Annotated in this window: 17 protein-coding genes and 1 pseudogene; 11 read left to right on the top strand and 7 right to left on the bottom strand. The window is 64.4% G+C overall.

Annotated features, from left to right (window positions below):
• Positions 1-35: 35 nt before the first annotated feature.
• Both ACFOMP_RS10665 and ACFOMP_RS10670 read right to left on the bottom strand, forming a co-directional pair.
• Positions 36-929, bottom strand: coding sequence for a helix-turn-helix domain-containing protein (locus ACFOMP_RS10665; protein ID WP_379030243.1), 894 nt, complete (start codon positions 927-929; stop codon positions 36-38).
• A gap of 874 nt (positions 930-1,803) precedes the next feature.
• A complete protein-coding gene (locus tag ACFOMP_RS10670) occupies positions 1,804-2,958 on the bottom strand; it encodes a tyrosine-type recombinase/integrase (RefSeq protein WP_379030246.1) in 1,155 nt (384 codons plus the stop codon).
• Positions 2,959-3,177: 219 nt separating this feature from the next.
• On the opposite strand from ACFOMP_RS10670, the gene ACFOMP_RS10675 reads away from it, so the two are divergent.
• The 3 genes from ACFOMP_RS10675 (at position 3,178) to ACFOMP_RS10685 (ending at position 8,019) form a co-directional block, all read left to right on the top strand.
• Positions 3,178-4,617 (top strand): DUF6880 family protein, encoded by a 1,440-nt coding sequence (locus ACFOMP_RS10675; protein WP_379030249.1) that lies wholly within the window; start codon positions 3,178-3,180, stop codon positions 4,615-4,617.
• Between the two features lie 434 nt (positions 4,618-5,051).
• A complete protein-coding gene (locus ACFOMP_RS10680) occupies positions 5,052-7,061 on the top strand; it encodes an AAA family ATPase (RefSeq protein ID WP_379030252.1) in 2,010 nt (669 codons plus the stop codon).
• Between the two features lie 49 nt (positions 7,062-7,110).
• Positions 7,111-8,019 (top strand): helix-turn-helix transcriptional regulator, encoded by a 909-nt coding sequence (locus tag ACFOMP_RS10685; protein WP_379030255.1) that lies wholly within the window; start codon positions 7,111-7,113, stop codon positions 8,017-8,019.
• Between the two features lie 40 nt (positions 8,020-8,059).
• Here the strand turns inward: ACFOMP_RS10685 and ACFOMP_RS10690 are convergent, their stop codons facing one another.
• Together ACFOMP_RS10690 and ACFOMP_RS10695 are read right to left on the bottom strand one after the other, a co-directional pair.
• Positions 8,060-9,463, bottom strand: coding sequence for a sensor histidine kinase (locus ACFOMP_RS10690; protein ID WP_379030258.1), 1,404 nt, complete (start codon positions 9,461-9,463; stop codon positions 8,060-8,062).
• A complete protein-coding gene (locus tag ACFOMP_RS10695; RefSeq protein ID WP_379030261.1) occupies positions 9,456-10,160 on the bottom strand; it encodes a response regulator transcription factor in 705 nt (234 codons plus the stop codon). Before ACFOMP_RS10695 ends, ACFOMP_RS10690 begins: the two co-directional genes overlap by 8 nt.
• A gap of 170 nt (positions 10,161-10,330) precedes the next feature.
• Here ACFOMP_RS10695 and ACFOMP_RS10700 point away from each other — a divergent pair, with 170 nt between their 5' ends.
• The 5 genes and pseudogenes from ACFOMP_RS10700 to ACFOMP_RS10720 all read left to right on the top strand — a co-directional run.
• A complete protein-coding gene (locus ACFOMP_RS10700; protein WP_379030264.1) occupies positions 10,331-11,572 on the top strand; it encodes an ABC transporter substrate-binding protein in 1,242 nt (413 codons plus the stop codon).
• Positions 11,573-11,638: 66 nt separating this feature from the next.
• A complete protein-coding gene (locus ACFOMP_RS10705) occupies positions 11,639-12,511 on the top strand; it encodes a carbohydrate ABC transporter permease (protein WP_011749654.1) in 873 nt (290 codons plus the stop codon).
• Entirely contained in the window at positions 12,501-13,370 is an 870-nt protein-coding gene (locus ACFOMP_RS10710; RefSeq protein ID WP_011749655.1) for a carbohydrate ABC transporter permease, read from the top strand. The genes ACFOMP_RS10705 and ACFOMP_RS10710 overlap by 11 nt, the downstream gene beginning before the upstream one ends.
• A 3-nt stretch (positions 13,371-13,373) precedes the next feature.
• The gene (locus tag ACFOMP_RS10715; protein ID WP_379030269.1) at positions 13,374-14,480 is read left to right on the top strand and encodes an ABC transporter ATP-binding protein; all 1,107 of its coding nucleotides are present in this window, start codon (positions 13,374-13,376) and stop codon (positions 14,478-14,480) included.
• 811 nt (positions 14,481-15,291) lie between these two features.
• Positions 15,292-15,561, top strand: a pseudogene (locus ACFOMP_RS10720) (creatininase); the annotation flags it as partial.
• On the opposite strand, the gene ACFOMP_RS10725 reads toward ACFOMP_RS10720, so the two are convergent.
• Positions 15,530-16,555 (bottom strand): MFS transporter, encoded by a 1,026-nt coding sequence (locus ACFOMP_RS10725; protein WP_379030272.1) that lies wholly within the window; start codon positions 16,553-16,555, stop codon positions 15,530-15,532. The pseudogene ACFOMP_RS10720 and the gene ACFOMP_RS10725 sit on opposite strands and share 32 nt — an antisense overlap.
• A 6-nt stretch (positions 16,556-16,561) precedes the next feature.
• The gene (locus tag ACFOMP_RS10730) at positions 16,562-17,794 is read right to left on the bottom strand and encodes an MFS transporter (RefSeq protein WP_379030275.1); all 1,233 of its coding nucleotides are present in this window, start codon (positions 17,792-17,794) and stop codon (positions 16,562-16,564) included.
• A 204-nt stretch (positions 17,795-17,998) separates the two neighbouring features.
• Between ACFOMP_RS10730 and ACFOMP_RS10735 the strand changes: the two genes are divergently transcribed.
• Positions 17,999-18,952, top strand: a complete 954-nt coding sequence (locus tag ACFOMP_RS10735; protein WP_379030278.1) for a quinone oxidoreductase family protein — start codon at positions 17,999-18,001, stop codon at positions 18,950-18,952.
• A gap of 24 nt (positions 18,953-18,976) precedes the next feature.
• Here ACFOMP_RS10735 and ACFOMP_RS10740 read toward each other — a convergent pair whose 3' ends face one another.
• Complete coding sequence (locus tag ACFOMP_RS10740) at positions 18,977-19,423, bottom strand: MarR family winged helix-turn-helix transcriptional regulator (RefSeq protein WP_379030280.1); 447 nt, start codon at positions 19,421-19,423, stop codon at positions 18,977-18,979.
• Between the two features lie 85 nt (positions 19,424-19,508).
• On the opposite strand from ACFOMP_RS10740, the gene ACFOMP_RS10745 reads away from it, so the two are divergent.
• Together ACFOMP_RS10745 and ACFOMP_RS10750 are read left to right on the top strand one after the other, a co-directional pair.
• Complete coding sequence (locus ACFOMP_RS10745; RefSeq protein WP_379030283.1) at positions 19,509-21,038, top strand: FAD-dependent oxidoreductase; 1,530 nt, start codon at positions 19,509-19,511, stop codon at positions 21,036-21,038.
• Positions 21,039-21,545: 507 nt separating this feature from the next.
• Positions 21,546-22,361, top strand: a complete 816-nt coding sequence (locus ACFOMP_RS10750) for a recombinase family protein (protein WP_379030286.1) — start codon at positions 21,546-21,548, stop codon at positions 22,359-22,361.
• The last annotated feature ends 102 nt before the right edge of the window (positions 22,362-22,463 follow it).

Genomic DNA, 22,463 nt, shown 5'->3' on the forward strand with positions numbered 1-22,463 from the left:
AATTATGAAGTTATGATCTCATATGCAGGGCGTCGTTATCGGTTCCGCCTCAACTCTCCCGGTGTTGTGCCGAAAAATTTCTTCATGACAACCATCATGTGAGACTGGCTAGAGAAGCCATGCGCGTTCGCTATCTGCGAGATGTGCGAATCTGTATTGGCAATAGATGACATTGCACGCTGGGCCCTCAGTTTCATAACGTATTGATGCGGGGACACACCCATCTCCACGCCGAAACTACGCGAAAAATGCCCGAGAGACATACCGGATATGTCGGAAAGTTCACTGATTGTTATCCTGCGATGGATGTTTTCGTGTATATGCTCGACAACCCTGCGCCGAATATGTGATGCCAGTCCGCCTCGCTTCGGGTAGTGATCCACTCGGTTGTCGGCATTGGTCATTCGTCTGATGAGGTGGGAAAGCAATGCCATGCTGAGGGACTCCAGGTAAAGATGATTATCCCCGTCATTGATGATTCCATTCCTTAGCAACATGGCTATTTTGTGTGCAATTGGATCCACATCTCCAACCTTGAACAATGGGGGATCTGATAATTCAAGATCGTATTCCCTGATGCTCAGGTTGTTCAATTTCTCAGGCGTGACAGAAAGAAGTATGTTCTCTTTCGGCTCCGACCATTCTGCTGTGTAGTTTTCTCCGGCTGGCACCAATTCCACCGTGCCCGGAGATGCGGAATATTCCTGACTGCGAGATGAGCCCAGCATGGTTTTCCTCCGTGCCTGCGGCGTCAGGAAGACGAGGATGAAATTCGAGCTGGCGGCAAACTCTGTCTTGCCTTCCCTTGTTTGTGTTAGCATTAGGTCAACGTATGGACTATAATATTTCCGACCCCATTTCGGGGAAAAAATATCAATCGCTCGGGGAGGCAAGCAATCTGATGAGTTTTGCCGGCTCTCAATCTTCATTTTCCATCCAGACAGTTCGGATGCGTCCCGGGCATCCCGGTGGTGGTTCCATTTGGGTAGCTGCATTCGCACTTGGCGATCCGTTCGTATGATGCGTGGCCGTCCGTGCAGTGCACGACGTTGCGAGCCATGATGGGCCGCAGGGCAGCGAAAATCGCCGCGTGGCCTTCGCCCGCTCTCGCGCCTCGCCCTTCCCGGCCTGTCGAAGGTCTTGCGGTGTCAGTCGGGCGAGCAGACGGCCCAGCTTGGTTGGATCGAACCCAGGTCATGCCAAATCTCCGAAAGCTTGAGCTTCTCGCATCCTACCCCACGGCGCCGAGAATGGCAAAAAGCAAGCCAATTGCTGACACCTTTTCCTGGCAGGTGGCATGCTGCTTCCAGGATAGGTCCAGCATGAGCGTGGTGCGCTAGGCGCAGAGCGTCAGATCGCAGCCGTCCTCGATAGTGACCCGGTCGAACTGGGTTTCGCCTTCGGCGAAACGGTCCTCGTGCAGGCGGATCGCGAACTTGATAATGCCATTATTCAGGAACTTTACGCACTCGGTCCCGACGAACTCGCGATCCGTGACCAGAAGCTGGAGCGTCGAGACCGGGAAATGCGCGAGACAGCGCGATCCGGGTCGCGGTCGTGCTGTTGCCCGGACCGTCGAGCTCGGTCCTGAACAAGGGAGCCCGGAAACGCCGGGAGACGACCACGAGCACGAGACAGTGCACGTCGCGCGCGGATCTTTCAGTTCGTCCAGACGAGCGCGAGCGTCCATGCTCCCGCCGGCCCGGTCAGTCGCGCGACGATGGGAATCACCCCTCCGGATCAATCCCGCCACCCTCGGTCAGGACTGTGTCGCATAGTGTGATCCTTCGAGCCCGAGCTCAACTATCCCAAGGATTGTCGCAAGTTCTGCGCCACCGCATCGGCGGCCATCTTCACCGGCTCGGCGGCGAGATGGGCGTAGCGGGCGGTGGTCTGGGCCTGCGTGTGGCCGAGCAGCTTGCCGATCATCGGCAGGCCCTGACCGGCGGCGACGGCCGTCGAGGCGAAGGTGTGGCGCAGGTCGTGGATGCGGACGTCCTTGACCCCGGCGCGGGCGCGGACGCGCTGCCAGAAGGGCTGCAGGTCGCTCAGCCGCTTGCCGGGCAGGGTGCCGGGGATCACCCATGGGTTGCCCTTGATGCGCGGGGCGTCCCGCAGCAGCTCCACCACCGGCTGGCCGAGATGAACGATCTTGGCGCCGGTCTTGCTGTCGGGCAGGCGCAGGGCGCGGCCCTCCAGATCGACATGGTCCCATTGCAGGGTCATGATCTCGTTCAACCGGCAGCCGGTCAGGATCAGCAGCCGCGCGGCGAGGATGGCCGAGGGCAGCTCGATCCCCTCCGCCTCCATCTCGCGCAGCACCTCTCCGATCCGGCGCAGTTCGGCCGCGCTGAGGAAACGCTCGCGCTTCTCCTCGGGGTACTTCCGGATGTGCTTTCGCGGGTTGGTGCCGTCCGGACGCAGGCCCCACATCTCGGCGAGGCTGAACATCTTCGAGACCACTTCGAGGCAGCGGTTCGCCTGATAGGGGATGTGGCGGAGGTCGTGGTGGAACTTCGCCACGTCAGCCCGGGTGATGCCCGTGACCGTGAGTTGCCCGAGCGCGGGCAGGATGAAGCGCTCGAGGTTCCGGCGATATTCCTTGGCTGTGCTGGCCTTCACGCGGATCGCGATGTGTTCCCTGTCGAACCGCTCCGCCAGCTCCTTCACCGTGATCGCCTTGCGCCCCGCGTCCCGCTCGGCGGCGGGGTCCGCGCCATTGCGCGCGGCGGCGACAATGGAGATGGCGCGGTTGCGGGCCTGCTCGCAGGTCAGGACCGTGCTGGGCCCGAGGCTTATCCGCCGGGATCGGCGTCCGGCGCGATACTGGACCACGTAGCCCTTGCGTCCGCTCGGCAGCACGCGCAGCCTGAAGCCAGGGATCTCGCTGTCCCAGACGAAGTATTCGGCGGAGCGGGCTTCTGCGGCGTCGACGAGGCGTTTGGTGATCTTGGGCATGGCGCTCGTCAGTGGTTCTTTCGCCGCTCCACAGTGCTGAAGCGCGGGCGACAGTCAACGAACACATTGAAATCGCGAATAAAAAGGAACTGGTTCGCGTTTCCGCGCAAGGCGTTTCGGCGCCCTGGTGCGGGAAATCGACGAGCCGCGCGAATCAAAACGCAGGTTCCGGTGCCCGTGGACCGCTGTTAGGCTCGGGGAAAAGAAACTGGCGATCCGATGGCTTCCAAGACCACCCTCAATGCGAAGAACCTCGAAGCGCTGGGCGCCGAGCGCCTGGCGCAATTGCTGATCGAGGTCAGCACCGGCAACGCGGCCGCCAAGCGCAAGCTGCGGCTCGCGCTGGCCGGGGCCCAGAGCCCGAGGGAGGCGGCGCGGGAGATCACCAAGCGGCTGACCAGCATCGCCCGAGCCCGCAGCTTCATCACCTGGAAGAACCGCAAGGCGCTGGTCACCGATCTCGAAACCCAGCGGCGCGCCATCGTCGAGCAGATCGCGCCGGCCGATCCGGACGAGGCGCTCGCGCTCATGTGGCGGTTCATGGCGCTCGCCACGCCCGTCTTCGAGCGCTGCGACGACTCCAGCGGGACCGTCATCGGCATCTTTCACCAAGCCTGCGCCGATCTGGGTCAGCTCGCCGAGAAGGTCCGGCAGGATCCGCAGGCGCTCGCCGGCACTGTCCTCGATGCGCTGCAGGACAACGGCTATGGCCAGTATGACGGCCTGATCGGCATCATGGCGCCGGCGCTCGGCGACGAGGGGTTGGCGGCCCTGAAATCGATGACCGAAGAACTCGGTCGCTCGCCTGTTCCGGTGCCGCCGAAGGACCAATGGAAGGCGGTGGGCTGGGGCACGGGCGGCATCACCTACGAGCACGAGATGCGGGCGCGCGAGCGCACGAGCGCGGTCGCCATGGCGCTCAAGGACATCGCCGACGCGCAGGGCGACGTCGACAGCTTCATCGCCCAGTACGATCCGAAGACCCGCAAGGTGCCGCAGATCGCAGCCGAGGTCGCGCAGCGTCTGCTGGCGGCCGGCAGGGCGGGCGAGGCGCTGGGGTTCCTCGAGCGCGCGGAGCTCGGCGACGGGTTGCGGGTTCCGCTGGCATGGCAGGACATTCGCCTGCAGACGCTGGAGGCGCTGGGTCGCGGCGAGGAGGCGCAGGCGTTCCGGTGGGGCTGCTTCGAGCGCACGCTCTCCGACGGCTACCTGCGGGCCTATCTCAAGCGGCTTCCCGACTTCGACGACATGGAAGCCGAGGAGCGCGCGATGGCGCACGCCATGGCCTATCCGAGCCTTCTTCACGCCCTGCAGTTCTTCCTCGACTGGCCGGCTCTGGATCGCGCCGCCGACCTCCTGGTGGCCCGACACGACGAGATCGACGGCGACCACTACGAGTATCTTGCCCCCGCGGCGGAGGCCCTGTCAGAACGTCATCCGCTGGCTGCGACGCTGGTGCTCCGCGCGATGATCGAATTCACGCTCACCCGATCGCGGGCGAAGCGGTATCGCTATGTCGCCGAGCACCTGGTCTCCTGCGCCCGGCTCGCGCGGGACATACCGGACTTCGGAACGTTCGAGACGCATGACGCCTACGTCGCCCGGCTCAAGGAGGAGCACGGCAGGAAGTTCGGCTTCTGGTCGCTCACCGCCGCCTGATGGTCGTGCTACCGGAAAATCAGGTCACGGCCCCTTGGAAGCATTGTGGAAGCACGAGGCTGAAAAACGCTGCGCAATCCCGACAGATCGTGCGAAGCGGAGCCTCGCCCGCGGGATCGGCAAGTGTCGTAAACTGCGCAAGAACTCGCGGTTCCGAGTGATTGTTCATGGTTCGTTCGACACGACTCATAACCTGAAGGTCACAGGTTCAAATCCTGTCCCCGCAACCAAAAACATAAGCAATATCAAATAGATAAGCAGATGGTATTTTTATACCATCGGCCTTTTCGCGTTCTACATCAACACCACATCAACACCCTAACAGAAAACCGGCAACGGCCCGCATCCGCCGACATTCACTGGCAGCGGACGACGGATGCGTCCGAATCTGTCGGAGGCGCGGATTATCTTCTCCTCATCAATGGAGAGAAAAGATGACCTGCGAAAAACACCTTGCGCTCGGCCTTGTCGCCTCCCTGGCAGAGCGCTTTGGCCCCGGAAGCAAGATCGCCAAGGAACTGCCGGGCTGGATCGAATATCTGACCGACACCGAATGTCCCGAACGGCCGCGGACCCGGCCCGGTGCTGCCTGGTGGGGGCGGGTGCGCAGTCTGCTGGATGATCTCTGCCAGGAAGCTCACCGCAGCGAAGGCAATCTGGTGCGGGCAAATGCGACGCGGATCGGCGAGCACTTCGGCTTGACGGAACTCGAGGCGCGGATCCTCGAGTTCTTCGCCAACTATCGCATCTTCGATATGTTCGAGCATGTAGTCGATCAGGCGCTGGAAACGAGGGAGGTGACCCTGCCTTTCCTCGTCGCGCAATTCTCGGGTGCTGAGCAAGGGGAAGTCAGAACGGCACTGCGTCCCGATGCACGGCTGAAAGCTTCGGGCCTGTTGCAGAACGAGGGTCGCAACTGGTCCAGCCAGCGGGTTCCCTATGCTGTTTCACCCCGACTGGCGGATGCCATGCTGGCGGATGTCGACGACATCGAGGAACTGGTTGCACTGCTGTTTCCAGCAGCGCCCACGCCCGATGCCGAATGGCGGGACTTCGAGGGGCTGGGCGAAAGCGCTGATCTCATGCGCAAGCTTCTGGCCAATGCGCTCGTGAGTGGCACGCCGGGCGTGAACATCCTGCTTTATGGCGCGCCGGGCACGGGCAAGACCGAATTCTGCAAGGTACTGGCCCGCGAAGTGGGGGCCGGTCTGCGCGCCATCGGCGAGGCGGATGACAGCGGCGAAGAGCCTTCGCGGGGCGAGCGACTGGCCGAACTCGGCATCGCCGGACGGATGCTGTCGGCGCGGCGTGATACCGTGCTGCTGCTGGACGAAATGGAGGACCTTTTCGGTGGCGCGATGCCGTCGTTCTTCCGTCAGGAGCGGATCTCGAAGGTTTTCGCGAACCGGCTGCTCGAAACCAATCCCGTGCCGACGCTCTGGACCACCAATTCCATCGACGCCTGCGATCCGGCCTTCCTGCGCCGCATGACCTTTTCGGTCGAGATGCGCTCGCCGTCCGAGCGGGTGCGCAAACGCATCTGGCAAAGGCTCGCCGATCGGCATCAGCCGCTGGCCGAGACCGGGGCGCTGATAGCGCTGGCCGCGAGCCATAACCAACCCCCGGCGCTGGTGTCCGACGCAATGCGCGTGGCACGCGACTGCGGCGGTGGGGTCGAGACCTTTGCGCAGGTGCTGGGGGCTTCGGCCAAGCTGACCAATGGCGGCATCGCGCCGCCGCCGCGTCATCATTCCGAAGCGGCATGGGAACCCGCCCTGGCCAATACCGACACCGACCTTTCCTTACTGGAGGCACGGCTCGCAGGCTCCGCTTCCGCACCGCGGATTTCCTTCTGCCTCGATGGCCCGGCGGGGACCGGCAAGAGCGCATGGGCCCGCCATCTGGCCCGACAGCTGGGCCTGCCGGTGGTCGAGAAGCGCGCCTCCGACCTGCTGTCGATGTGGGTGGGCGGCAGCGAAAAGGCCATCGCCCAGGCATTTGCCGGTGCGCGCGCCGAAGGGGCGCTGCTGATCTTCGACGAGGCCGACAGTCTGCTGGCCGACCGGCGCAACGCCTCGCGCCAATGGGAAGTCAGCCAAGTCAACGAGATGCTGACCTGGATGGAAAACCATCCAATGCCCTTCGTCTGCACCACCAATCTCGCCGAGAACCTCGACCCGGCGACCCAGCGGCGCTTCACCTTCCGCATCCGCTTTGACTGGCTGCGTGAGGATCAGTTGCCGCTGGCGTGGCGTGCGCATTTCGACTCACCGGTGCATGGTGATGTCAGGGCGCTCGACCGGCTGGCGGCGGGGGACTTTGCCAATGTTGCCCGCAGGATGCGCGCGCTTGGGCAGGATGATCCTGCCACCATCCTCGCGGAATTGCGCCGCGAGTCTGAGGCCAAGGAAGGCAAGACAAGGGCCATTGGCTTCGGCCGTTGACCTTGCGCGCATCCGAAAGGAATGTGAGGCGCGGGGAACAGGGAAAACCATGCGCTATTCACGTCAGGAAGATCTGCTAAAGCTGGCCCTGATGATGCAGGGCTCGGCGGAAGGAGTTTCCATCGCCGATATCGAGCTTAATTTCGACGTTTCCCGGCGCACGGCCGAGCGGATGCGCGATGCCGTGCTGCGCGCCTATCCGCAACTGGAGGAACGCCCCGGTCCGCAGGGTCAGAAATACTGGCGCTTTCCGCCCGGCACGCTGGGCAAGATGGAGGAGCCGACGCTCGACGAACTCGGCGCCGGTCACCGTGCCGTGGCAATCGCGCGACGCGAGGGCGATCTGGCCACGGCCGAGACGCTGGAACGGCTGCTGGCCAAGGTGCAGGCGATGTTCCGCGCCGACCGCCGCCGCCGCGTTGCTGCTGATCTGGAGGCGCAGCTTCTGGCCGATGGTGTGGCCTTCCGCCCCGGCCCGCGCGAGCGCATCGCACCGGAGATCCTGTCCACCCTGCGCGAGGCGATCCTTGCCGGGGTGATGATCTCGGCAGACCACCGCGCCCGTGCGTCGGGCAAGCTGTCGCGCAACACCCGGCTTGGCCCGATCGCCATGCTGTTCGGCGAGGGGAGGCAATACCTGCTGGCCTGGAGCGAGTACCAGGACGACCTGCGCCTGTTCGCCTTGGCCGGATTCGAGCGGATTGCGCTTGAGGATGACGTCTACGAACGCCCCGAAGGCTTCGACCTGCAGGACTGGCTGGCCGAAAGCTTCGGCATCTGGCGCGAGGAGCCGCAGGATGTGGAGTGGCGCTTCCTGCCTGAAGTGGCCGACGAGGCTGCGACCTATGTCTTTCATCCGAATCAGGAAACGGAGCGGCTGGCCGACGATTCGCTGGTGGTGCTGTCAACGGCGGTGCAATATCCGGCCACGCGGCGGCTCCGCCATTCGTCAACATGACCTGGGGGCGAGTTTCAGGCAAGGTTCGCGTCACGTCCGGTCAGGCCCACCGGCGGCACAGCACCAGCTTTGCCGCAAGCCCCTGATCGGCCCGGAAGAATTCCAGCCGTCCGCCATGCTGCGCGGCGATGGTCGAGACGATGGCCAGCCCCAGCCCGACACCCGGGGCCGTGCCCGCATTGCCGCCCCGCTGGAAGGCGCCGGTCAGGCGGGCGAGATCTTCTTCCGTCAACACCGAGCCGCGATCGGTGACGGTGATCCACGCGTCATCCGCATCGCCATCCACCATCACCTCGGCCTCGCGCCCGTATTTCAGCGCATTGTCGATCAGGTTCGACAGCGCGCGGCGCAGCGAGGTGGGCTGGCCGCGCATCAGGATGGCGTGGGTCTCGACCGGCTGGCGGCGGCTGCGGGCAAACAACGTTCCCGCGCGGGCGGCCCGGATCGGCGCGGGGACAAGCCGCACGGGCATGTCCACGTCCTGATAATCGGCCACCACCGCCTCGGCCAGAGAGGTCAGAGAGAGTTGCCGGAACGGCTCGGCCCCGATCTCGGCGCGGGTATAGGTCAGCACGCCTTCGATCATGGTGGTCATCTCGTCGATATCGTGCTCCAGCTTGCTGCGCAGGGTATCATCCTCGATCAGTGTGCTGCGCAGCCGCAGCCGCGTGGCGGGGGTGCCCAGATCGTGGCTGACACCCGACAGCACCAGCGCGCGGTTCTCCAGTGCGGCGCGGTCCTGCGCGACATAGGCGTTCACCGCCTCGGCGGTCTGGCGCAACTCCTCGACGCCTCCCACCGGCAGGGCGGCGTTGCGCGCCCGGTGGTCGCGCAGCGCGGCGGCGAAGCCGGCGAAGGCGCCCGAGATCTCGGCCACCCAGCCCAGCAGCAGGATCAGCGCGCCCGCCAGCACCAGCGCCGCCAGCAACCGCCGATCCGGCGGCGCGGCGTCGCAGCCCCAGATCGCGGCGCCCTCGATGCGCATCCACGGCCCCGTATCGAATTGCACGAACAGCCGGGGCGTGCTGCAGAACCGGGCCAGCGTGCGCGTGACCGATGCCAGCCCCGCCGCCTGAGAACCGCCGCCGAAGCTCTGCACTTCGGCGACCGGGTATTGAATGTCGGGCGATTGGACCCGGATCGACAGCCGCGCGCCGCGCGACAGATCGGGTCGCCCGCCGCCGGTCAGCGTCAGCAGCGTCTCGCGCCATCCATTCGGCAGAGAGGGCGCGGCTCCCTGCTGCACCATCGTCACGCCCGCCGGCAGGGCGCTGCGATTTTCCAGTGAATCGTGCAATGCCAGCCCGGCGATATAGGCGCGGTCCAGATGCGTCTGCCAAGCCGCTTGGCTGGCCATCCACAGCCAGACGCCGCCACCCCCGGCCGCCATCGCCAGCACCACCCACAGGCTGGCCAGCCAGCGCAGGCTGAGGCGGCTAAGCATCGTCGCGGCTGACCTCGGCCGCCAGCACATAGCCGGTGCCGCGCTCGGTGCGGATCAGCGCCGGGTCGGTCTTCTGGCGCAGCCGGCCCACCAGCATGTCGATGGCCCGGCCCCCGGCGGCTTCGTCATGGTCCAGCGCCGCGGCGATTTCCTCGCGCGTCAGCGGGATCAGCGGGTTGGCCAGAAACACGCGCAGCAACGCGGTTTCGCGTGAGGACAGCGAGACCTGCCAGCCGCCCGGCGCCGTCACCTCGTCGAGCCGCGCGTCATAGCGCCAGCCCTGAAAGCGCAGGATCGCGTCGCGGCGGCGATGGGTCAGGCTGGGCGCGCGGCGGGCGCGGCGCAGCACGGCGCGGATGCGGGCCAGCAGCAGGTCGGGGTTGAACGGCTTGGCGATGTAATCGTCCGCGCCAACCTCGTAGCCCGCCATGCGCTGATGATCCGCCGACAGCGCCGAGACCATGACGATCGGCACATCCTGCGCCGCGCGGATCTCGGCGCAGATCTGCACGCCGTCATCCTCGCCCAGCGACACGTCCAGCAGGATCAGGTTGACCCGGCCCGCCCGCAGCGCCTCCAATGCGCCGGCGCGGCTGTCGGCGCGGCTGACATGGAAGCCCTGCCGTTGCAGATAGGCGGCCAGCATCGCCGCCATCTCGGCGTCGTCCTCGACCAGAAGCAGGCGATGCAGGCTCATGTCGTCCTCCCGGCCTTCGACATATCACTTCGTAACAGTTTGTAACATAACGGTGGGAAATCCGCCTTGCGCATGGCTGTGTTGCGTTGCGCGAATGGCCGCGGCTTTGGCATGATCCTTTCACGGCGCGGTCCCTGCAAGGTCCGTGCGATCAAGATCTGGGAGGATCCATGACCATGAAACCCCTTCTGGCGGCTTCGACCGCCGTGATGCTGGCCGGGCCGGTGCTGGCCGAGCCGCAGGCCGAAGTGCTGCACTGGTGGACCTCGGGCGGCGAGGCGCGCTCCGTCGCGGTGCTGCAAGAGCAGTTCGCAGCCGAGGGCGGCAGCTGGACCGACATGCCCGTGGCGGGCGGGGGCGGCGACGCGGCAATGACCGCGCTGCGCGCCCGCGTGCTGTCGGGCAATGCGCCGACCGCCGTGCAGTTGAAAGGCCCGGCCATTCAGGAATGGTACGAGGAAACCGGGCTGGCCGATATCGGCCCCGTGGCCGAGGAAAACGGCTGGGAAGCCGTCCTGCCGGCGCGTATCGCCGAGCACATGCAATGCGAAGGCCAATGGTGCGCCGCGCCGGTGAACGTCCATCGCGTGAACTGGATCTGGGGCAACAAGCAGATCCTGGACGAGCATGGCATCGCGATGCCGACCACATGGGAGGAGTTCAACGCCGCTGCCGAGACGCTGAAGGCGGCGGGCGTGACGCCTCTGGCCCATGGCGGGCAAAGCTGGCAGGACGCGACCGTGTTCGAGACCGTCGTCCTGGGCCTGGGCGGGCCGGAATTCTACCAGCAGGCGCTGGTCGACCTGGACCCTCAGGCGCTGAACTCGGATACCATGCGCCAGGTGTTCGACCAGATGCGGGTGATCCGCGGCTATGTGGACGACAATTTCTCGGGGCGCGACTGGAACCTCGCGACCGCGATGGTGATGAACGGCGAGGCCGCCTTCCAGATCATGGGCGACTGGGCCAAGGGCGAGTTTCTGGCCGCCGACAAGCAGCCGGGCGTGGATTTCGTCTGTGCCCAGACGCCCGGCGGCGGGTTCCTCTACAACGTCGACAGCTTCGCCTTCTTCAACGTCGATGGCGATGACCGCCAGCAGGGGCAGGCGCTGCTGGCCCGCCTGATCATGGGCGAGGATTTCCAGAAGACCTTCAACCTCAACAAGGGCTCGATCCCCGCGCGCACCGATGTGGCACTGGACGAGTTCGACGATTGCGCCCGGCAATCGGCCGAGGCGATGAATGCGGGTGCGGAAAACGGTTCCCTGCTGCCCTCCTATGCGCATGGCATGGCGCTGCGCGGCGCGCCCGCCGGGGCGATCACCGATGTGGTGACGGCGCATTTCAACAGCGACATGACCTCGGACGAGGCCGTGGAGCAACTGGCCAACGCCGTCGCGACCGCGATGTAAGGCCGACAGCCCCGCATCCGGCCGCAAGCCCGGGTGCGGGGTTTCCTTTCTGGGGGAAATCGGGAAATGGAATGGCTTGAACGCAACGTGCCCAAGCTGGTCTTGGCGCCGTCTTTCGTGGCGATTCTGGTGTTCGTCTATGGCTTCATCGCCTGGACTGCCTGGATCAGCCTGACACGCTCGCGCCTGATGCCGCGCTATGAATTCGAGGGTATCGGACAATACGAGCGCCTGTTCGCCGCGCCGCGTTGGGATGTGGCGATGGACAACCTGTTCATCTTCGGCGGGCTGTTCATCGTGATCTCGATGGTGATCGGGCTGATGCTGGCGATCTTTCTGGACCAGAGGATCCGCGCCGAGGGCGTCCTGCGCACCGTCTACCTTTATCCGATGGCGCTGTCGCTGATCGTGACGGGGACGGCGTGGAAATGGATCCTGAACCCCGGCCTGGGCATTCAGGCCACCGTGCGAAGCTGGGGGTTCGAGAACTTCACCTTCGACTGGCTGATCCGCCCCGAGATGGCGATCTATACCATCGTGCTGGCCGCTGTCTGGCAGGCCTCGGGTTTCGTGATGGCGCTGTTCCTGGCCGGGCTGCGCTCGGTCGATACCGAGATCATCCGGGCCGCGCAGGTGGACGGCATCCCGACGCACCGCATCTATTCCGCGATCATCATCCCGACCATGGCGCCGATCTTCCTGTCGGCCTTCATCGTGCTGGCGCATCTGGCGATCAAGGCGTTCGACCTGGTGATCGCGCTGACCAATGGCGGCCCCGGCTATGCGACCGACCTGCCTGCGACCTACATGTACGCGATGGCGTTCTCGCGCGGCGATCTGGGTCAGGCGGCGGCAAGCGCGATGGTCATGATGATGGTGATCTTCGCCATCGTCGTTCCCTATCTCTATAGCGAATTGAGGCCCCGCCATGACAAGTAAGGCCGTGACCAGTAACACCATGCTGCGTTGGGGCCTTTATGCGGTCCTGATCCTGTTCGCGCTGTTCTACCTGATGCCGCTGTTCGTGATGCTGACCACATCGCTGAAAAGCCTTGAGGAAATCCGCACCGGCAGTCTCTTGTCGCTGCCGCGCGAACTGACCTTCGCCCCCTGGGCCGAGGCCTGGTCCAGCGCCTGCGCGGGCACGCAATGCCAGGGGCTGCGGCCGTTCTTCTGGAACTCGGTGCTGATGGCGGTGCCTGCGGTGGCGATCTCGACCATCGTCGGCGCGCTGAACGGCTATGTCTTCGCGCAATGGCGCTTCAGGGGTGCGAACCTGTTCTTCGCGGCGATCCTGTTCGGCTGCTTCATCCCGTTTCAGGTCGTGCTCTTGCCGATGGCGCAGATGCTGGGGCTGATGGGCATCGCGGGGACGATTCCGGGGCTGATCTTCGTCCATGTGATCTATGGGATCGGCTTCACCACGCTGTTCTTCCGCAATTACTACGTCACCATCCCGCAGGAACTGGTACGCGCGGCCAAGGTGGACGGGGCGGGGTTCTTTCGGATCTTCTTTGCGATCTTCCTGCCCCTGTCGCTGCCGATCATCACCGTTTCGGTCATCTGGCAGTTCACGCAGATATGGAACGACTTCCTGTTCGGCGTCAGCTTCAGCGGGCCGGGCAGCCAGCCGGTCACGGTCGCGCTGAACAACATCGTCAACTCCACCACCGGCGTGAAAGCCTACAACGTGGACATGGCCGCCGCGATCATCGCGGCAGCGCCCACGTTGCTGGTCTATGTCATCGCCGGCAAATACTTCATCCGCGGCCTGACCGCCGGCAGCGTGAAAGGGTAAGCCATGCCGATCCTCGAAATCGACCATCTGCAGAAAGCCTATGGCGACACGCATATCCTGCATGACATCAACATCAGCATAGAGCCGGGCGATTTCCTGGTCCTTGTCGGTCCCTCGGGCTGCGGCAAGTCCACCTTGCTCAACTGCATCGCCGGGCTGGAGCCGATTACCGGCGGCACCATCCGCATCGGCGGGCGCGACGTGACCGGCGTGTCGCCCAAGGACCGCGACATCGCCATGGTGTTCCAGTCCTATGCGCTTTACCCGACGATGAGCGTCGCCAGGAACATCACCTTCGGGATGCAGGTGCGCGGCGTGGACAAGGCCACGCAGGCCGCGAAACTGGCCGAGGTCGCCCGGCAATTGCAGATCGAGCCGCTCTTGGCCCGCAAGCCCGGCCAACTGTCGGGAGGGCAGCGCCAGCGGGTGGCGATGGGCCGGGCGCTGGTGCGCGATCCCAAGCTGTTCCTCTTCGACGAGCCGCTGTCCAATCTGGACGCCAAGCTGCGCGTGTCCATGCGGACCGAGATCAAGAAGCTGCACCAGGATCTGAACGCCTCGATCGTCTATGTCACCCATGACCAGATCGAAGCAATGACACTGGCCACCAAGATCGTCGTGATGAAGGGCGGCGTGATCCAGCAGATCGGCACCCCGGCGGAAATCTACAACCGCCCGGCCAACATGTTCGTGGCCGATTTCATGGGCAGCCCGGCGATGAACCTGATCCCGGCGCAGGTGCGCTCCGAAGGTGACCAGACCCGCATCGAGATCGCGCGCGAGGGTGCGGCGCCGCTGGTCATCACCGACCCGGTGGCGCGCCAGCTTCCGGCCGAGATCGTCCTGGGCGTCCGTCCCGAGGATATCCACGAAGCGACCGGCAGCGCCCATCTGCCGGGGCTGGCGCAGGGCGCGGGCGGCGAGGTGATGATTGAGATCGTCGAGCCTGCGGGCGCGGATACCTTTGCCGTCACCCATCTGGGCGGCAAGCCGGTCACGGCGCGGCTGCGCGCGGAAAGCGCGGTTCGGGCGCGGGCGATGTTTCCGCTCGCCTTCGACCTCTCGAAAGTGTCCTACTTCTCGCCCGAGAACGGAGAGCGGTTGAACTAGGACAAGCGCGACGGCGTTGCTTCCGTGCGATCCGGGGCGCACCGATAAGCGACTGGGCGCGCCGTCGCGGGGCGGTCAGGATCTGGCGATCCGAGGATCGCGCGAAAGCGGCCCCGTATCGCCAAGGCAGGGGGTAAAGCTGATCCTGGCCCCCTGCATGCTCTGCCGTCCCGCTGCCGGGGATGGAAAAGTTGCAATCTCGCATTCATGCCGCGAAGACCCGGAATCGGCATGATGCCGAGGCGCATCGCATCATCGACGGCACGGCCGATCAAGACGGATAAAACGCCCCGGCAGGCGGCCGAGTGTCTGGCGAGGGAGAAAGAGCGAGGAGTGCGACGCAATCCCGCATCCGTGCCGGAGGCGCGGCATCGAGTATCGAGATGTGACAGGGACAGGGTGGCCAGGCAAGTTCTTCATACTCAACCAGCATGGTTATACGGTTTTCCTCGCCAAGTCGGTGCGAAAATGGACAAGCCCTGGTTTAAGTGATGCCGGTGCGGTGTCCCGCATATATCCTGAAGCGCTTTCAACTTGCGTCATTCTTTTTTGCAGTCATGCACTCATGTTTCTCCGTAATCCTCAGGCTTTGTGTGATGCGAAAGAGCGCCATGCGCTCCTGTTGGCTTCTCGACAGATGCGGTAGGCTTCAGCACAAGGGGTGCTGCGGTGTTGAGCTGGTGCTGGCCAGCTGCGAGAGTTCGACGCAGCCCCTGCATTCGTCCAAATCCTGAGATTATCAAAACAAATTTTAGTCCCGCTGCAGTGGCGGATAGCCTTGTCGTCAGGAAACCGACGGAGGACGGATCTCATGACCGACGACATGCTTCATGTCATGGAATGGCATAATGGCGATAAGGATTTTTCCCCTTTCTCGGATGCCGAGATGCAGCGGCGCCAGGACGACATGCGCCGCTGGATGGCCGGGAACGGCGTCGATGCGGCACTGTTCACCTCGTATCACTGCATCAACTATTATTCGGGCTGGCTCTACTGCTATTTCGGCCGCAAATACGGCATGGTCATCACCCAGGACGCGGCGACCACCATCAGCGCCGGCATCGATGGCGGTCAAGCGTGGGCCGGGCCAAGGCGATGCCTGTTGCGGCCATCACTATTCCGGCCGCCAATGCCGGGACCGTGCCGACAAGGCCGATGATCATGAACCCGATGGCGAGGAGGCTGAAGGAGGCCATGGCCAGCGTCCTCTCGCGCAGGGCCTTGCCAAGGAGCGGCATCACGACGACCTGCACCAGAATATTGATCGCTCCGGCCGCAACGAACACGAACCCGATCTCTGTCGGACCGAAGGGCCGGCCTTGCCAATGGAAGCGGGCGTGCAGCACCAAGGCGAATTGCGATCCGAACAGGCTGAACGCCATGAACAGCAGGGCGAGCGCCGCAAGAAGGTGCTTCACCTGCGGCAAGGCGAGAAGACCGCCGATCTGCGCCAGGAAAGGTGCTGGCGCTGGCTTGTGGATCGGCCGCTGTCCTTCGGCGGGAAGCAGGAGGCAGGTTGCCAGGATGCTGGCCAGGGAAACGACTGCGGCGGCTCCGAACGGCACGGCCAGGCCCATCGGTGCCAGAACACCAGCCAGCGCCGGTCCGACCATCGTGCCGACACCCATCGCGGCACTGACGAAGCCGATGGCCTGTCGCCGCTTGTGGGGCGCCGTCCGGTCCGACACATAGGCGGTCGCGATCGAGATGTTGCCTGCCGACAGGCCGCCGAGGATTCGAGCGGCGAACACGACGGCAAGATTGGGGGCCAGGGCGAGCAGGAGGAAGCTGGCACAGGTTCCGATCTGGCTGGCCACCAGCAGCCGCTTGCGGCCGAATAGGTCGGAGGCTTTCCCGAGGATCGGCGCGGCCAGCAACTCGAACAGCGAAAAGCTGGCCAGTAGCAGCCCGATGGTCAGGGGCGTGGCTCCGAACTCGCTTGCGTAGAACGGCAGCAGGGGCAGGATCATGCCCAGACCAGCACTTTCTACCGCGACAACCGCCAAGATCGGGGGCAGGGGACTCCGATCCGGCGCGGCGGGCTCCTCTGGCATCATCGGACTGTTTCCTTGCATGGGAGATCAGTCGGCCCGCGCCGCCGTTTCCGGGTCCACCGCCGGCAGATGTCGCCAGGCGATGGCTGCGGTCAGTGCGACGAGGGCGATGATCACGCCGGTCCAAAGGCCGTAGAGCGCCTGTCCTATCAACAGCCCGGCGAAGACCGGGGAGGCGACATCGGTGAGCGCGATCAGGGATTGGGTGGTGCCGATGACGATCCCTTGCCGTTCCTGCGGAGCGTGGACCGACAGAGCCGAGAAGAACGTCGGGCGCGCCATCGCATCGCCGAAGCTGACGCAGAGGATAGCGAGAACGAGGACCGGAAGCGTTGTCGCAAGACCCACCGTCATGTAGCCGGTGGCGACAATGGCACAGATGAAAATGATCAGGCGACGTTCGGTGAAGAACCGTCCCAGCCAACGCAGCAGGAACAGTTGCACGAGGATGTTGATCGCTCCGTCCGCCGCCAGCACATAGCCAAGCTCTCGCGGGCCGAAGGGGTTTTCCGGTGTGACGAAACTCGCCTGGAGGTAGTTGGCAAGCTGCGAGCTATACATCCCGTAGGCGAAGAAATAGCAGAGCAGCACGACGACCAGCACGCGGATCAGGGGCGAGCCGACGATTGACCTGAACGAGACCTCGCGCGATGGGTCGGGGGTTTGCGATGCCGCAGGGCTGCCCTTCAGCCAGAGTGCCGTGACGGTGAAGCTGACAGCAGACAGCACCATCGCTGCGTAGATCGGCGCGGTCAGCGAGATGTCGGACAGATAGCCGGAAATGCCTGCCCCGACGATGCCGCCCAGCCCTACCCCGGCGTGCAGGGTGCCGATCGCCTGTCGCCGGTTGGCGGGCGAACTGTGGTCGGCGGCATAGGCGGCTGCGGCGGCAAAGGTTCCGCCGGTGAAGCCGAACAGCATCCGTGCCAGCAGGACTGGGATAACGGCCTGAGCCAGGCCCAGCAGCAGCAGGCTGACGAAGGCTGTGGCTTGCGTGGCGAGCAAGATCCGCTTGCGCCCCAGCCGGTCGGAGAGTTGGCCGATCAGCGGTGCTGCGACCAGGTGGGTCAATGCCTCGGTGCCCATTACGATGCCGAGGATCAGCGGTGTGCCACCCATCTCCTGGATATAGAATGGCAGGATCGGCAGGGTGGAGGCGGCGCTGGCGGCATAAAGGCTGACGACCAGGAAGACCGGCAGCATCAGCCGCCAATCGAGCCTTTCCGGGGCGGCATCGTCCGCAGTTGCTGCGTCGTTCATCTCGCGATTCCTTCTGTTGGCGCGCATCTGCGTCGCGGATGAGCATCGGGAAGTCGGTTGCTGCCGCCCGTTCAATGTGTATCATGCACATAAATGCGACATGCCTCCGGCGTCAACAGAAAACGTGTATCATGCACATTATATTGACGCAGCGCTTCCCGCCATGATATGTGCTTGATACACACATCAAGGAGGGAAGCCGCCATGAAGGCTCTGGTTGTGCAGGACTACGGCCGGTCGCCGGCCTATACCGATTTCCCCGATCCGGCCGTAGGGCCGGGCGAGGTTCGGGTTGCCGTCAACGCCGCCGCGATGAGCCAGGTGGTCAAGGGACGGGCCGCAGGCAGCCACTACAGCGCATCGGGTGGGCTGCCCTTCGTCGCTGGCATCGACGGCGTTGGTCGCCTTGATGACGGGCGCCGGGTCTGGTTCGTCCTGCCGCGCGATCCCTTTGGCAGCATGGCCGAGCAGACGGTGGTGCCAGTGGCGCAGTGCCTTGTCTTGCCGGATGATCTCGATGACCTGACGGCGGCGGCCATCGCCAACCCGGGCATGTCATCCTGGGTCGCCTATACCGAGCGGGCGCGGCCTCAGCCTGGCGAGACCGTTCTCGTCAACGGCGCTACCGCAACCTCGGGCAGGCTTGCCGTCCAGATCGCCAGGCACCTGGGGGCGGGGAAGATCATCGCCACCGGCCGCGATGCCGAGGCTTTGCGCGAGGTCGCCGCTTTGGGCGCGGACGTGACGATCCCGCTTACGGAGGATACGGATGCCCTCGAGGAGAGGTTCAAAGAGCAGTTCGCGCAAGGCGTCGATGTGGTCGTCGACTACCTTTGGGGGATGAGCGCGGAATGCCTGCTGATCGCAGGGGCCAAGACCGGACGGCCCGGCACTCCGATCCGCGTGATCCAGATCGGCTCGGTCAGCGGCGCGACCATCACCCTTCCGAGCGCGGTTCTGCGGGCTTCCGCGATCGAACTCATGGGCGCCGGTCATGGCGCCGTCCCGCTCGACCGTCATCTTGCGGCGGTGGAGGCGCTGCTGAAGGCGGTGGCGCCCGCGAACCTGAAAATCGCGTTCCGTGCAGTCCCGCTGTCAGACGGCACCCGAGCCTGGGATCGGGACGACAGCCGCAACCGCACGGTGTTCGTGGTCTGACATCCGGCTCGCTCCGGGCCTATCCTACTCGCTCCGGGTAGGCTCGGCGCTCATGCTGTCGGCGAGCAGCTTCATCAGCCTGATCAACTCGTCGAAATCGTCACGTTTCCAGTCTTTGAACAGCGAAAGCACCATCTTCTCCCGCGCGGCGTCAACCGCGTCCGTCGCGGCCTTGCCTTTGGTCGTGATGACTGCCTCGCGCACCCGCTTGTCAGAGGGAGAGGCGCGGCGTTCGACCAGCCCGATCTCCTCCAGCCGGGCGATCTGGCGGCTTACGGTCGTGTAGTCGCGCCCGACACCATCGGCCAACTCGACCACCCCGATTGGCCCCCGCCGCTCGACCGTGACGAGCAGCGGAAACAGCGCCCGCTCCAGCGTAAGCCCCGCGATTTCCAGTAGTTGCGCATCCCGCTCGGGGCGGTTCATCAGGCTGGCGATGTCCATCAGCGCCCGATGCAGCTCGGGCAACATCTTCCTGATATGTGTATGATGCACTTTTATCGTTGACACGCGCAGACCCTCCATAATATGTGCATCATACACATTGGAGGGAACGATGAAAGCGCAAAACCCTGTTGCGGTGCTGATCTGTGGCGCCGGTGCGTCGGGTCTTACCCTTGCGGTCGATCTGGCCCGTCGTGGCGTGGCCTTCCGCATCATCGAGAAGATGGACCAGCCCTTCGCCGGCTCGCGGGGCAAGGGCATCCAGCCGCGGACGCAGGAAGTGTTCGCGGATCTGGGCGTCCTCGACCGTGTGGTGGCGGCAGGCGGCATCTACCCGCCGATGCGGGAATATCGCGCGGATGGCACCTGGATCGAGAAAGACATGGCTGAGCGGCACGACCCGACGCCTGCCGAGCCCTATCAGATCGCGCTGATGGTTCCCCAGTTCCTGACGGAACGGGTGCTGCGCGAGCGTCTGGCCGAGCTTGGCCACCGCGTGGAGTTCGGCACCGAACTTATTGGCTTCGAGCAGGACGAGAGGGGCGTCACCGTGCGGCTGGTGGGGCCGGAGGGAGAAGAAACCCTGAACGCCCGCTATCTCGTCGGCGCCGATGGTGGCCGCAGCTTCGTGCGGCGCACGCTTGGGGTGGAGTTCCCCGGCAAGACGCTGGGCGTGCGCGCCATCGTAGCCGATGTCGCGTTGACCGGCCTTGGACGCGATGCCTGGCATCAGTTCGACGATGGCGACATGCAGCGGATGGTGGCGATCTGCCCGCTTGCCGGGACCGACCTGTTCCAGCTCCAGGCGCCCATCCCGCCAGAGGGCGAAGCCGATCTCTCTGCCAAGGCGCTGGAGGGAATGATACTGGATCGGACAGGCCGCAGCGATATCCGGGTGCATTCCGTGGCCTGGGCTTCCGCCTATGCCATGAACGCGCGGCTGGCCGAATGCTACCGGGTCGGCCGGGCGTTCCTGGTGGGGGACGCCGCCCATATCCATCCGCCGACCGGCGGTCAGGGCCTGAACACCAGCGTGCAGGACGCCTGGAACCTCGGGTGGAAGCTGGCAGCCGTGCTGCATGGCGCGCCGGATGAGCTGCTCGACACCTACGAGGCGGAGCGGCGCCCGGTGGCCGAAGCGATGCTGGGGCTTGCTACCGGCCTTCTTGACGCGATGAAACGCGGAATGACGCGGCGCGGCCGCGAGACCCGCCAGCTCGACATCGGATACCCCGAGTCGCCGCTGGCCCTCGATCCCTCCGGACGGCCCGGTATCCTGCTCGCCGGGGATCGCGCGCCCGACGCTCCGCTACGCGGCGCTTCTGGACTGTCCCGCCGCCTGTTCGACCTGTTCAGCGGCCCTCACTGGATGCTGATCGGCTTCGAGGCTGAGCGCGACATCATTGCGCCGAGAGGCGGGCTGCACATCCACCGGGTCGGCCCCGGCCAGGAGCTTGAGGACGAGGACGGCCACCTGCACGCCGCCTATGGCCTGGCGCCCGGCGAATGGGTGCTGGTGCGTCCCGACGGCTATGTCGCCGCGATCGTGTCCATGCAAGATGTGGCTCTCTTGGAGAGTTTCCTTGCCGAGGTGGGAGTGGCGGGAGCAACGCTCTGGAGACCTGAAATCGTAGCCCCGTGATCTGCTGACATTGATCGCTTGAAATTCAGTTCATGCTGGTGGTTTCGAGCGCAAATATGGGCGTTTGCCTACGCGGCTGTCCGAAATATCTCTCGAAGTATTTCTGGTTCAACCTGGCGGAGCATGGGAAAGATGAGAGTGCTTGGTGGCAAGTGAAGATGGTTGTCCGTCCCCGCAACCATCTTTACTTGCTCGGGGCGCAAGTAAAGATTTGATCCTGCCCCCGCAACCAAATAGAACCTAAATAACCGCGCTAAAGCAACGGATTAGCGCGGTTTTTGTTTGCTCGCTCCACACCCGCATCAACAGAATCAACAGCTTGCAATCGCAGGTTCAAATCAGGTGTCCCGAAACCTGCAACCAGTTGCGAAGCGTACCGCGGCGCGGAGAGCGGCCTATGGAGGGTTGCAGAGAGCTTCGGCGTGGTCGAGGGCCGCTGGCGACCGAGGCCTTCCAAGTTAACGAAATTGCTGCCAGAAGCGCCGGCTCCCCAACGCCGGAGCCTCAATGTCCAAAGCCGCCCTCTACGCCCGATACTCCTCCGATCTCCAGAACCCCCAATCCATCGACGACCAGTTCCGCATCTGCCGGCAACTTGCGGTACGCAAAGGTTGGGACATAGCTAAAATCTATCATGACGAAGCCATCTCCGGTGCCGCCATTCGCAGCAGGGCTGGGATGCGGCGGCTGCTCGATGATGCACGGGCAGGGCGCTTTGATATCCTCTGCGCCGAAGCCCTCGACCGCATCTCCCGCGACCAGGAAGACATCGCCCATGTCTACAAGCTTCTCCGCTTCATGGGCATTGGCCTCTACACGCTCGCAGAGGGTCGGATCAACGAGATGCATATCGGCCTCAAGGGCACGATGAATGCGCTCTTCCTGAACGATCTTGCCGCAAAGACACGGCGCGGCCAACGGGGCAGGGTGGAGAAGGGCCGCTCGGGCGGTGGTCTCGCCTACGGATATGATGTGGTCACAGACGAGGGGGGCGGGGCAGGGGGCCGCGTCATCAATGAGGATCAGGCTCGGATCATCCGTCGCATCTTTCGCGACTTCGCCGAGGGCAAGACGCCTGCTGCTATCGCCGATGCGTTGAATCGGGATGGTGAACCGGGGCCGGGCGGCCGCAGCTGGAAGCCGACGACGATCCGGGGTCATCGGGTCAGGGGAACCGGGATCATCAACAACGAACTCTACCGTGGTGTGCTGCTCTGGAACCGCCAGCGCTTCGTCAGGGAGCCCGTTACCGGTAAGCGCCAGGCGCGGATGAATCCCGAGGAGGACTGGGTCAGGAAAGACGTTCCCGAACTGCGCTGTTGACCGGCGTGGAATAAGGACCCCGCTTCTGGGGTGATCGGCGTCCAAAAGGGACCCCACCGACCGGGGGTTGGGTCCATTGTGCTTCCGAAGATTATCGGAGGC

It is taken from the genome of Paracoccus simplex (assembly GCF_042648325.1).
Lineage (GTDB): Bacteria > Pseudomonadota > Alphaproteobacteria > Rhodobacterales > Rhodobacteraceae > Paracoccus > Paracoccus simplex.

Coding starts and splice junctions, on each gene's coding strand:
- ACFOMP_RS10690 (WP_379030258.1), bottom strand. CDS start 9,463: ATGCTTAGCCGCCTCAGCCTGCGCTGGCTGGCCAGCCTGTGGGTGGTG.
- ACFOMP_RS10685 (WP_379030255.1), top strand. CDS start 7,111: ATGCGCTATTCACGTCAGGAAGATCTGCTAAAGCTGGCCCTGATGATG.
- ACFOMP_RS10725 (WP_379030272.1), bottom strand. CDS start 16,555: ATGCAAGGAAACAGTCCGATGATGCCAGAGGAGCCCGCCGCGCCGGAT.
- ACFOMP_RS10710 (WP_011749655.1), top strand. CDS start 12,501: ATGACAAGTAAGGCCGTGACCAGTAACACCATGCTGCGTTGGGGCCTT.
- ACFOMP_RS10700 (WP_379030264.1), top strand. CDS start 10,331: ATGACCATGAAACCCCTTCTGGCGGCTTCGACCGCCGTGATGCTGGCC.
- ACFOMP_RS10735 (WP_379030278.1), top strand. CDS start 17,999: ATGAAGGCTCTGGTTGTGCAGGACTACGGCCGGTCGCCGGCCTATACC.
- ACFOMP_RS10665 (WP_379030243.1), bottom strand. CDS start 929: ATGAAGATTGAGAGCCGGCAAAACTCATCAGATTGCTTGCCTCCCCGA.
- ACFOMP_RS10680 (WP_379030252.1), top strand. CDS start 5,052: ATGACCTGCGAAAAACACCTTGCGCTCGGCCTTGTCGCCTCCCTGGCA.
- ACFOMP_RS10745 (WP_379030283.1), top strand. CDS start 19,509: ATGAAAGCGCAAAACCCTGTTGCGGTGCTGATCTGTGGCGCCGGTGCG.
- ACFOMP_RS10740 (WP_379030280.1), bottom strand. CDS start 19,423: ATGTTGCCCGAGCTGCATCGGGCGCTGATGGACATCGCCAGCCTGATG.
- ACFOMP_RS10675 (WP_379030249.1), top strand. CDS start 3,178: ATGGCTTCCAAGACCACCCTCAATGCGAAGAACCTCGAAGCGCTGGGC.
- ACFOMP_RS10695 (WP_379030261.1), bottom strand. CDS start 10,160: ATGAGCCTGCATCGCCTGCTTCTGGTCGAGGACGACGCCGAGATGGCG.
- ACFOMP_RS10705 (WP_011749654.1), top strand. CDS start 11,639: ATGGAATGGCTTGAACGCAACGTGCCCAAGCTGGTCTTGGCGCCGTCT.
- ACFOMP_RS10730 (WP_379030275.1), bottom strand. CDS start 17,794: ATGAACGACGCAGCAACTGCGGACGATGCCGCCCCGGAAAGGCTCGAT.
- ACFOMP_RS10715 (WP_379030269.1), top strand. CDS start 13,374: ATGCCGATCCTCGAAATCGACCATCTGCAGAAAGCCTATGGCGACACG.
- ACFOMP_RS10750 (WP_379030286.1), top strand. CDS start 21,546: ATGTCCAAAGCCGCCCTCTACGCCCGATACTCCTCCGATCTCCAGAAC.
- ACFOMP_RS10670 (WP_379030246.1), bottom strand. CDS start 2,958: ATGCCCAAGATCACCAAACGCCTCGTCGACGCCGCAGAAGCCCGCTCC.